Annotated in this window: 6 protein-coding genes; 1 reads left to right on the top strand and 5 read right to left on the bottom strand. The window is 39.9% G+C overall.

All coding sequences use genetic code 11. The features are described 5' to 3' along the window. Nucleotides 1-4 precede the first annotated feature (4 nt). A complete protein-coding gene (locus WC615_RS08510; RefSeq protein ID WP_372977682.1) occupies nt 5-3,166 on the bottom strand; it encodes a SusC/RagA family TonB-linked outer membrane protein in 3,162 nt (1,053 codons plus the stop codon). 279 nt (nt 3,167-3,445) lie between these two features. Between WC615_RS08510 and WC615_RS08515 the strand changes: the two genes are divergently transcribed. Then, nucleotides 3,446-4,183: a GntR family transcriptional regulator gene (locus tag WC615_RS08515; protein ID WP_372977683.1), complete on the top strand. Its 738-nt coding sequence runs from the start codon at nt 3,446-3,448 to the stop codon at nt 4,181-4,183. Between the two features lie 127 nt (nt 4,184-4,310). On the opposite strand, the gene WC615_RS08520 is transcribed toward WC615_RS08515, so the two are convergent. The 4 genes from WC615_RS08520 to WC615_RS08535 form a co-directional block, all read right to left on the bottom strand. Beyond that, nucleotides 4,311-6,248, bottom strand: coding sequence for a sigma 54-interacting transcriptional regulator (locus WC615_RS08520; RefSeq protein ID WP_372977684.1), 1,938 nt, complete (start codon nt 6,246-6,248; stop codon nt 4,311-4,313). Between the two features lie 15 nt (nt 6,249-6,263). Continuing rightward, entirely contained in the window at nt 6,264-8,495 is a 2,232-nt protein-coding gene (locus WC615_RS08525; RefSeq protein ID WP_372977685.1) for a histidine kinase dimerization/phosphoacceptor domain -containing protein, read from the bottom strand. A 99-nt stretch (nt 8,496-8,594) separates the two neighbouring features. Further along, a complete protein-coding gene (locus tag WC615_RS08530; RefSeq protein WP_372977686.1) occupies nt 8,595-8,930 on the bottom strand; it encodes a hypothetical protein in 336 nt (111 codons plus the stop codon). Between the two features lie 238 nt (nt 8,931-9,168). Next, on the bottom strand, nt 9,169-11,379 hold the full coding sequence (locus WC615_RS08535; RefSeq protein WP_372977687.1) for a histidine kinase dimerization/phosphoacceptor domain -containing protein: 2,211 nt from the start codon (nt 11,377-11,379) through the stop codon (nt 9,169-9,171). Between the last annotated feature and the right edge of the window lie 584 nt (nt 11,380-11,963).

Raw genomic sequence — 11,963 nt, forward strand, 5'->3', positions numbered from 1 at the left:
CAGTTTACAGTTCAGCTCTAATGCCGATATTATACACTTTTTGAACCGGGTAGGTTAGACCTAAGCCACCTTGCTCGGGATCCCATAATTTAAAACCACTCAGGACAAAGAGGTTTGTTCCATTGACATAAAGCCGCAGGCTTCGCATATGTAATTTCGATAATGCGCCACCTTTGAAATTATAGGCGAATTCAGCGGACTTCATTCTCAGGAAAGCACCATTGCGCATCCACCACGTCGAGGGCTGAGTATTGTTGACACTTACCGTGGGACTAAGTCGTGGCCAGAAAGCGTATATATTCCTGTTATCCTCTGACCAGTGATCTTTGGCGATAGCATCAAGTAAACCGGTTTGCGCTCCCGCGGACTGAACAAAAGGAGACATCGCGGCCGGGTCTATGAAAAAAGAAGATCTTGCTGTTCCTTGAAAAAAGGTGCTGAAATCAAAATTCTTATAACCTGCAGAAAAACCGAAACCATAAATAATTTCCGGTACTGATGGATAACCAAGGTTATTAACCTTATCTAGGTTGGTGATTTGTCCATCCCCGTTCATATCACGGTATTTAATATCTCCTCCCCTCACTTCACCGAAAGTCTGCCTTGGAGAGTTTTTCACATCTTCATCATCAACGAAAAGCCTTTCCGCAATCAAACCGGATGGCTGATATAACGAATACCCTAAACTCGAAAGGTATTGTTCATTTGCCGGATAATCAGGTTGCTCGTTCACAAGCAATTTGCTCGTTGCGTAGGTAAACGTCCCTCGAAGTTGTAACCAGGCATTATTGAATGTTTTGCTATAATCCATTGAAAGATCAACACCTTTACCCTCCGCAACGCCTACGTTAGCACTTACCGGTGCTGTTAACCCCAATGTTGACGGGATATAACTGCGCTGCATCAGGATATTGCTTCTATGTTCCTTGTAGACATCAACCACTAAGTTGAGGCTGTTGAATAATTCCAGATCCATGCCAACATTAGACTTTTGGGATTTTTCCCAAGTAATGCCATTATTTGCGTACCGCGAAATTGAAACTCCGTCTTTGGTATAGGCATAATTCTCTCCAAATTGGGCGGCATAAAGCGGATCCTGAAGGTTCACATTTGACAGGTAGAAAAAACGGTCACTTGCGGCTCCGATCTGATCATTACCAACCAATCCGTAAGTTGCCCTTAATTTCAGCTTGGAAATAACATTGGTCAAAGGTTTAAAAAACTTTTCCCTGCTTACATTCCACGCCCCGCCTACGGATGGAAAAAAGCCAAAACGATTGTTTTGAGCGAAACGTTCAGATCCGTTATATCCAAAGTTTGTCTCAAAAACGTAACGATCATCATACGCGTAAGTGAAACGGCCACTTAAACCAAGGTTTCTAAACGGAAGGGATGATTGCAGATCGCCCGCATTACCGGTCAGATAACTTCTGAAAATGCCTACCAGCAAGCCGGATATTACATGTTTTTTGGCGATGGCAGTGTTGTAATTCAATGCCGCCTCACCATAGGTATTAGTGTTTACAATCTTGTTGCCTTCCTGATAAGTCAGATATTCTGTTGCAGACTGCTCATTAAGCAATGAAAGGTTATACCCGTTCGGATCACCAATCACCGGACTTGCCGCATAGTAGAATGGCGTGTATTTTCTGGATACGTCAAAATAAGAATAACGCTTGCTGTAGGCCATAACCCTACCCGATAATCCCTTTATAAAGAAACCAAGGTCCTGTTTTACTTCAAGCTGCACATTTAAAGTAGAAGTATTGTACTGCTGAAAGCCGGAAACCATCTCCGCATATGGATTTAAGTAAGTTTGACCATTGGTGCCGTTCGCAGCATTACCAAAAAGCGGGTGCGAAACATTTGGAAGTTTTGATCCCGGGAACAGCGCTGGGAAAAGGACAGGATTAGCTGTCAAAGCGTCGTTAAAGACTGCTGCACCACCACTGAGCCCTATTCTTCCAATCGGACCGATATAGTCGTCAAAATTCCCCGAAGTACGAATGATCGCTTCCGTACTAGAAGTTAGTTTCACGTTGATATTAGATCTGACTTCATAACTCTTCAAATTCACATTATTATTGAAATTGCTACCCGGATTTGATCTTAAAATCCCATTATCCTGGTTAAAGGTTCCCGAAACATAGTATTGAGCAGCAGCCCCGCCACCTGATATATTCATATTAAAGCGCTGGTTGGTGGTATTGCTTTTAATCAATTGCTGCATCCAGTTATTGCTGGGATACAGGTAAGGATTGTCACCGGCTGCTGTATGGTCAATCTTTGTCTGGGAATAAGGCAATGCAGCAAGGGGATTTCTGGTCAGTGCTGCTTCATTTGCCAATTGCATATATGTTATATTATCTGCAAGCTGAAAATCTTTAGCATTTTGCGATATGGAATTCTCAAAACGGAAATTCAGCATGGTTTTACCGCTAACACCGGATTTTGTGGTCACCAGAATTACACCGTTTGCTCCTCTCGCTCCATATAATGATGAAGCAGCCGCGTCTTTCAGTATCGAAAAGCCTGAAATATCGTCCGGCTGAAGCCTCGCTAAAGTGCTCGGTGTGGATTCCATCCCATCAATGAGGATTAACGGGTCAATTTTTCCCGAACCAAACGAAGTTATGCCGCGAATGAAAAATTGCGCGTTGTCGGCTCCCGGTTCACCAGTTCGCTGATAAGCTACAACCCCTGAAATCTTCCCGGCAAGCATGGTTGTCAGGTTACTTGTCGGGCCCTTAATGTCTTTGATTCTAACTGTAGTAATGGCACTTACCAGGCTTTCCTTTTTTTGTTCGCCGTATGCCACTACCACTACTTCTTTCAGAGAGTTTTGGTCCTCGAGCAGGGTAACATTAAATACCCTGTTGCTCTTGATTTCAAGCTCTTGTTTAGTAAAGCCAATCATGGAGAAAACGAGCATTTGTTCAGGGCTAGTTGCAACTAAACTAAACTTGCCCAGGGTATCGGTTGATACACCTATTGTGGTATTTTTAATTGCAACCGTTACGCCCGGAAGCGGCTGGCCTTTGTTGTCAATAACCTGTCCCGTTATTTTTAGGGAACCCTGCCCCATTGACATTGCTGTCATAAATAAGAGGCAAAGCCAGCAACCAAGGAATTTAAGAAAGATAAAAGTAAAATTTTTCCAGATCATAGTTTTGAGTTAGTTTATATTTTGTACGTACATATTTACGTAATAAATATATATATACAAATACCCAGATCTTGAAATGTCAATAAAAAACGCCATTTTGACGACGAATTGCCACATTTAATAAACGTTGTATTTCTTTTTAAAATATTTTCAAAAGTATTTCACGTGAAAATGGGTGTATTTTATATTATAATGTACATACATATTAAACTATTTAAACATGATAATATTTTCAACCATACATAATGGTTAATAAACCATTAGATTTGTATACAAGATATGTCAGAAATTAAATTAAAAATTGATCATAAAAGCTCTGTCCCACTACATACGCAGGTAGAGGGCTTACTCCGTGAAATGATTAAAGAGCCGGATTATCAGAACGGAAAGACCCTGCCAAATGAGGTTGATCTTGCGAAAGAATTAATGATTTCCAGATCAACTTTGCGGCAGGCAATAAACAAGTTGGTTAATGAGGAATTATTAGTTCGAAAGAAAAAATCCGGTACTAAAGTCGCAAGGCCTAAGGTTAGTTCAAAGTCAATGAACTGGCTAAGCTTTTCACAAGAAATGAAAGCGCGGGGTACGACCATTAAGAATTATGAGCTGCATGTTAGCTGGGTCCTGCCGGATGATCAGCTCGCAACATTTTTTGAAATTTCCAGGGATAAAAAAATACTGAAATTGGAAAGGCTAAGAGGTGACGCCGATAAACCATTCGTTTATTTTATATCTTATTTTCACCCCCGGACCGGGCTAACAGGTGAGGAAGATTTCAAGCGTCCGCTATATGATATTCTGGAAAGAGATTATAACATCGTAGTAGATCTGTCCAGAGAAGAGATTAGTGCCAGGCTCGCTGATAAAAACTTATCTAATAAACTCGAAATCGAGCTCAACAGTTCAATTCTTATGCGAAAAAGATATGTGTTTGACCAGGCAGAAAAACCCGTAGAATTTAATCTTGGTTTTTACAATGCTGAAAGCTTCACGTATACAATTGAAAGCAGGCGTTAATTTTACCGTCGGATATACCAACTTCCTAATCATAAATACCGGATGCATTATAACTATTGTGTCAGCAGGCTCTTTGAATGTGGGCATTGGGTTCCCTTATTATTTCTTTGACAATCCATAATTATGCTTATTGCAAAAAATCTTTGTTAATACCCAGTTTTTTCATCTTCGAATTCAAGGTTGTCGGAGGTAAATTAAGAAGTTCCGCAGCTCCGCCTGTCCCCCAGATTTTACCATTGCATTTTTTCAATGCCGCTAAAATGTGGGCCTTCTCATTTTCCATCATAGGTAATATTCCAGGCGGGACCGAGTCACCTATACTATTAACTGCTATTTTCACAGAAAGGTTAACATCATCGATAACTTCTGTCCTGCACAGAAGCACATTTCGTTCGACAAGATTTTCTAACTCTCTAATATTCCCGGGCCATCCATAGTTTTCCATAGATTCAATTGCTTGATCTGAAAACCGTTTGATGGATTTACCCGCTTTTGCATTGTATATATGCAGGAAGTGGTCTGCAAGTAAAGGAATATCTTCTTTGCGTTCCCGCAAGGCCGGCATGATGATTTGGATCACATTCAGGCGATAAAATAGATCCAGACGAAACCTACCGTCTGCGACTTCCTTTTCCAGATCACGATTCGTTGCCGCTATGATCCTGACATCCGTTTTTATCGTCCCCCTGCCTCCTAGTCGTTCGAATTCGCGCTCCTGAAGCACACGTAATAACTTAACCTGCGAATCAAGGGGCAAATCCCCTATCTCATCTAAAAATATTGATCCGGTATTAGCTTGTTCAAAACGACCGATCTTTCGTTCATACGCCCCTGTAAAAGAACCTTTTTCGTGTCCGAATAATTCCGAATCAATGAGGGTTGTTGGTAACGCGCCACAATTAACTTTGATAAACGGGTTTCCTTTTCGCGCCGATAAATGATGAAGGCGCTCTGCTATCTTTTCTTTTCCCGTTCCGCTCTCTCCTAAAATCAGCACAGAGGAGTTATGTGGAGCCACCTGTAAAATCTGATCAAAAACATTTAAGAGCAAATGGCTCCTGCCTACTATGCCTTTAAAAGTTATATCGCGTTTACTGTCATTATTTAATACAGGTGGTTGAACTTTTAACCTGTATGGATTTGTTTCGTCAGCAAGCATGGTTTTTACCAGGTTAACAAATAACGGTTTTAGCCGTTCACTGGTTACCATATTATCGGCGTCGTATGCATCTGCCCTCCTGCTATAAAAATTAAGCATAAAATGGACATCCTTATCAATATCAAGGGGTATATGTAAATGCGATTTCAGGCCATAATTATCAGCGAGGCGCTTTTTTAACGCCGCGTGAGCCAGGTGCGCACTAAATTCGGTTTCATCATACCAGGTTGCCATAGGTTCTGGAATATGTTTGGCCTGTAAACCAGCAAGTTCCTGTAAATTCAATTTCGTGATCACGCTCATCTCCTCAGGGCCTATGGTTTGATACTCATCAAATCCTATTCTCAAAAATCCGATATCGTTAAAACAGGGCTCTTCAGCACGACAGCTCACAGAAAAAAATTCATAGGGAATGAAGGCCTGTAATGAGTGACCGAAAGCCATCAGTTTTTCTTTCCATGATTTAGTACTTGACAAAATTTTTGAGATTTCTTTTTGAAGACTAACATCCTGGCGAGACGTATTCTCCTTGTTATTGTCATGACGATAAAAAGCGATGTCAAGCGCGACATGCACATCTTTCTCCCTGAAAGGTTTAATTACGAAGCCAGAAGGATTGGTAACCTTAGCAGCTTCGAGGACTTTTTGGGTGGAATTGGCAGAAATAAAGATGAAAGGCATATTTCTTGCCGAAAGTATCTTGGCCAGGTCAATGCCGGTTTTCGTTCCTTTTAAAAAGATATCAAGCAAAACCAGGTCCGGTGTGCAATCACCCATAAGTTCAAGTGCCTCTTCTACGGTATCTGCTACGCCGCAAACAGTATATCCGCCTTTTTCAACATAATCACGTAATACGTCCGCAATTATAAATTCATCTTCTACAATAAGTACTTTCCGCTTTTCCATATTATTACGCCTTCCTTAATGTTTCGTTGCAGCAAACTCAACTGCTTTAAATTTTATCTCTATTACAACACCATTGTCCTGGCTTAATTCCAGTGTACCCCCAAGCTGTTTAGCAAGCCCTCTCATCAGATTAAGACCCATCGACTGCACAGCCTTAATATCGAAATTTTCTTTGAAACCTGCACCATCATCACGTATTGTTAACATGTTATAATAATCTTGTAATTCCCTGAATTCAATATGAATCTTACCATCACGACCGTCCGGGTAAGCGTACTTTATTGAATTTGTAATCGCTTCGTTAAGAATTAACCCAAGAGGTACTGCCTGGGATACATCCAAAAAAATAAGGTCAACGTCCTTTACAAAAAGCACATTTGCATCGATGTCCGCCGTATCCTTAATGTGCATTACCAGTTCGTCAATATATTCCTGCATATTGATCAAGTCAAGCGTTTCTGACATGTACAGCTTTTGATGGATGAGCGCAATTGCGTGCATACGGTTTTCACTATTCTGGATAGCTTTTAAGGCTATCTCATTATCAATATAAAAAGATTGCCGCTGCAATAGGCCCATAACAATTTGTAAATTATTTTTTACCCGGTGATGAATTTCTTTGATCAGCCATTGTTTCTCTTGTAAAAGTCCGTCCTTTTCATCCAAAAGAAAATTCAACTTTTCATTTTTTTGATCGATTACCCGGGATTTTTTGCGATTGTTAAGAAAAGTCGCATAAACCAAAATCAACGCTATCGACACTATCCCAATTCCGGCCAAAGTAATGTTGCGGATTCGATCTGATTGAATAGCCCTATCCCGCTGAATTTGGCCATCCTTTTTCAGAAGGGCAATATCTTTTTCCTTCTGCGATGATTCATACTTTAACTGCAGCTCAGACACCTCCCGGATTTTGGATTCATTCAATAGGGAATCTTTGGCTTTTTGAGACCGTCCATAGTGGTAAAGTGCTGATTTGTAATCACCTAATGCGGAGTCTATTTTAAATCTATAATTTTCATATGTCTTAAAGTTATCCAAGGAACTCAAATAGTTTTGGACTTCAATAGCATACTGTAAAGCCAGTTTGTATTGCTTTCTTAATATATAAAAATTAACAACATCATAATATGCAAGTAGCTTAACTTCACTTCCAGTTTTTATTGCCGGGCTTTTAAGCATTTTAAGGTAATATCTTTCCGCTTTCGAATACTCTTTAAGAGCTTCATAACAGAATGCTAAATTTTGATCACAAAATCCCTCACCGATCTCACCCTGCGGCGGATGCTTCCTCTTGAAATCAATTACTTCATTCAGGGCGTCCATAGGCCGCTTTAATTTAATGAGGTCCTTAACAATAAATCCTTGTGTTCTGAATATATATACTTCACCGATTGGCCTTCTAAGCCGGTATTCCAAACATTTTCTATAATTGAAAATACTTTTATCATATTCACCTAACACATCGTAAATAAGTGCAAGTTCGGCGTAACATTTACTGGCAGTGATTGTATCATTATGCAATTCCACATCACGAAGACCGGCGATTCCATATTCCAGCGCTTTTTTCAGATCCCCCCTATACCTGTATGTAGTAGCAAGCATGTTATAAATAAATGACAAATTTTTGCCGCTATTTTTATATTGATTCACCATCTTGACCGACTCACGTTCCCATTCGACTGCACGACCAGCACCATTTATTTCATAGAGATAATATGATTTAATATACAATTCATTATTAAGCGGGTGGTGTGCCTTCTCAATAGCAAGGGCGCGCAGATAATACCTGGCGCTTATTGCACAATAATCTATCCTGTCAGACGCTTCTGCAAAGGAAAAACACGCTTTCATAAATTTAAAAAATTGACGACGATTTTGAAAGTAAGTTAATACCTCTTCAATGTATCTTTGACTTTTGACAGAATCTCCCATTTCAATAATGGTATTGCCCATCAATCTTTTACTTTCATATTTAAGATCAGCTGCTCCTAATCTGCTGGATAAAATATCGGCCTTTTGGGCTTGTACCAAAGCGCTGTCTAAATAATCTTTATCTGAAGTTATTATATACCGGTTAACGTAGTATACATTAAGTTTATGCAAAACACTTATATGATCGGTCTGTACCGCGGTACCGACTGCACGTTTTAATTCCCTTCCATAAGCCAGGTCAGTCCTTTGCCCATAGACGCTGGAAGCTATCACTGAGAAAAAAGAAATGAAAATAAAATATCTTAAACCCATAAGCACTATTATCTGCCGGCGACCTGGGATTGATCCCTGATGCAAAGCAATTAAATTTATTCTTCTAATTACGGCAAATGACCAAAACACTTCTTCAGCTTAATATGCTTCCCAAAAGGCATCAATTGCCGTTCGCTTTACTCCGCAGTATCGCTGCCTTGGTTTAGCGGCTTCACTATACGAAAGTATTATTCCTTTTTGTCCGTCATTGGTACTAACCGTATGTATATGACAGAATTGCTGTACAGCATCGTCATAGACATGATCTATTAGCTGCATCGTCACCTGGTCATAACAATAGGATGATCGGTCCTGAAGGCAACTAACCTTTCGATCAGTAGTGAGCACGTAATCATTTGAATATCCCATATTATGCAGATGTTCAATGCGAACGGACAATTCTTTTCGGGCAATATTTTTAAGTTTTGATTTCATGATTAAATCAAATATCAAAACCATGCCATATACACAACTAATTGATTACCAAGTAATAACGATGGTTTGCGTGCTATTATTACGATATATCATCAATCTTGCAACGAATCTTATTTTACGTATATCAAATGATTAAATGTATTTCTAAAGTTCAAAATAATTATCGATTTGTCCATTTTATACTGCCCTTTGCAATTACAATCATTGGTAATTATATCCATTTCTAAATAATGCAAAATCAATGATTAGCCTTAACGAACTGTTCGCGTTTAAACCGTACCACTATTGCAACCCCATTTTCCAGGTTGAAATCAAAATCACCTCCAAGTTGTTTACTTAGTCCCTTCATTAAATTAATGCCCATAGACTTCACAGATTTCAAATCAAATGCTATCCCTAAGCCTGCACCGTCATCTTTTACTTTCAATAGAATATTATTGTCCGTTAGTTGAGTAAGTTCAACGTAAATCTTACCCTCACTTCCACCTGGATAGGCATATTTAATTGCATTTGTAATAGCTTCGTTAAGTATCAATCCAAGCGGCACGGCTTGGGAAACATCCAGGTATATACCTTCGAGTTGTTTTACAAAAGTGATGTTAACGTCGGTATCTGCCGTTTCCCGTAAATGTAATATCAGGTCTTCAATGTATTCCTGCATATTAATTTGCTTAAGCGTATCTACTTGATAAAGCTTTTGATGAATAAGTGCAATGGCATGCATGCGGTTCTCACTATTTTGAATTGCTTTTAAGGCGATATCGTTATCAATATAGGAAGACTGGCGCTGCAACAAACCAATCACGATTTGCAAATTATTCTTCACGCGGTGGTGAATTTCTTTAATCAGCCACTCCTTTTCGTCAAGAAGATGTTTCAATGTAATGTTATTGTGATCAATTACTTTTGTTTTTTTTCTAATATTAATGAGAACGCGGTATACAAAAAGCAATGCCAATGATAGCAAGGCAATACCTACAAAGGTTAGATTTCTCTGATAATCTGCTTGCTTTAATCTGTCACGTTGGATCTGGCTATCCTTTTTCAAGAGCGCAATGTCGTTTTCTCTTTGAGCGGCCTTGTACTTAAGCTGCATTTCCGACATTTCCCTTACTGTTGATTTATTGAATATAGAGTCTTTTGCTCTTTGATAGTTGGCATAGTGTTGCATAGCAGATCTGTAATTGCCGAGCGCCGAATCAATCTTGTATCGTATCTGTTCGAGATTTTTGACATTATCAAAAGCAGAGGGCGTGCAGTTGCTTTTATTCATATAGTATTGCGCCAGCTTATAGGCCTTTTTTAGGACATAAAATCTACAGATATCATAATAAGCTAGGCAGGATATATCGTTGGGCAGTGCCATCACCGGACTTTTGAGCAAACGAAGGTAGTAGTGCTCCGCCTTATTATAATTCACCAAAGCCTCATAGCAGTACGCTTTGTTTTGATCGCAAAATGCCTTCCCAAAATCGCTTTGCGGCGGAAAGGCTCTTTGATATGTAATTAACTCATTTAAAGCTTCTTTTGGCCGCCCCAGCTTGATTAGGTTTGCGATAATGAACCCTAAGGTCCTATATTTATATTCCTCCCGCTGTGCCAATTTAGACCGCGCCTGCAGGGTCATTCTATAATAATAAACACTTCTTTCGGCTTCTCCAAGTACGTCATATGCCTGGGCAAGTTCCGCGTAGGCATAGCTGACAAAAGCGGTATCCCGGTGCCTTTGCATGTCCCGGGTGCTTGCCAGCGCATAACTTAAAGCGGTCTTTAAATCGCCCCTGTACCTATATCTCCGCGCTAACTGAGCATATACCCGGTCCAAATTTTCACCACTGTTACGGTACTGTGCCACCATGGCTAATGCTTCCGGCAACACATCCCTGCCATTTCCTTCTTTAGCAAAAAGGACCCAGGTTTTAGCGGGCACTATCAGTCTCTGCAAATGATTGCTGACCGCAACAGATAGCGCATGGTCACAATATCTGGCACATAGCGCTGGATACAGTGCACTATATGCGGCCTTGCCATGCTGAAGACAAGCCACTACGACTTGTGAAAACTGGCGTTTTGCCTTCAGGTAATCCAAAGTCGCCGTGATACACCGTCTGGCACGTACCGTGTCGTTCAAAAACAAGTAGGCATTAGCCATTAATCTGATACTTTCAAATTTGCGGTCATCGTCACCAATGTTTTTACTAAGTTTAAGGGCCTTTTGCAAGACCTTAAGCGCATTGTCTGGTTCCCTCGAATTGAGCGTAAGCAGGTACCGGTCAGTATGCCAAACGCCAAGCTTATGCATTATATCAATGCGGGTTGTATCGGATAATTGTGATCGAAGCAGAATTTTGAGGTTGTGTTCATAGGCAGCATCGATGCTTTGGGCGCGGCTGTTAAACGCTGCCCCAATTAAAAGGAAAGTTAGTAAAATAGAAAATTTTCTAACCATAAATGATTCAGGTCAACAAGTCTATCTGATCGGGATGGCATAATGAAATACAAAGCAATTTAATGTATTTTTTTCGCCCTTTAAGCTAAAATCACCACTTCAAACTGTGACCATAAGTAATTATGTAAAATTCATGCCATAAATTTATATTATTGACAGTCAACGGATTAATCTTAGTTAGAATTACGGAACTACGATATATAATAACCCGAACAACGATATATAGTTGTTCGGGGATTGATTTGAGCGGTAGAAATGGCGCGCCAAAGCAAGGGCTGAAGGTCAAAACAGGACTAGCATCGGTAGTTTCTTGTAAGCCTAATAAGTCAGTTTTTAATTCCTGATATTCATTTTCTTCGCGTGCGTTCAATATTCTAAAGAGTAAACGATTTTAATGACTCGCTACCAGTTCGTTGCAAGTATCTCTAAGTGCATCCAGCAATTCAAAGCGTAATTGGGCTAAATGATATGTATTTGCCTGAGTATCTCGGTTTTTTCCGCCGTAAATCGTGTAATGGTACTTAGCGATTGGGAAATTAAGCAAATCCAATTTTGCATTTTCAGACAATTAATCAAAATCTGCT

It is taken from the genome of Mucilaginibacter sp. (assembly GCF_041663085.1).
In the GTDB taxonomy this organism is placed as follows: domain Bacteria; phylum Bacteroidota; class Bacteroidia; order Sphingobacteriales; family Sphingobacteriaceae; genus Mucilaginibacter.

Excerpts from the sequence above, each read along its gene's own strand:
- WC615_RS08520 (WP_372977684.1), bottom strand. The coding sequence starts at position 6,248 with ATGGAAAAGCGGAAAGTACTTATTGTAGAAGATGAATTTATAATTGCG.
- WC615_RS08530 (WP_372977686.1), bottom strand. The coding sequence starts at position 8,930 with ATGAAATCAAAACTTAAAAATATTGCCCGAAAAGAATTGTCCGTTCGC.
- WC615_RS08515 (WP_372977683.1), top strand. The coding sequence starts at position 3,446 with ATGTCAGAAATTAAATTAAAAATTGATCATAAAAGCTCTGTCCCACTA.
- WC615_RS08510 (WP_372977682.1), bottom strand. The coding sequence starts at position 3,166 with ATGATCTGGAAAAATTTTACTTTTATCTTTCTTAAATTCCTTGGTTGC.
- WC615_RS08535 (WP_372977687.1), bottom strand. The coding sequence starts at position 11,379 with ATGGTTAGAAAATTTTCTATTTTACTAACTTTCCTTTTAATTGGGGCA.
- WC615_RS08525 (WP_372977685.1), bottom strand. The coding sequence starts at position 8,495 with ATGGGTTTAAGATATTTTATTTTCATTTCTTTTTTCTCAGTGATAGCT.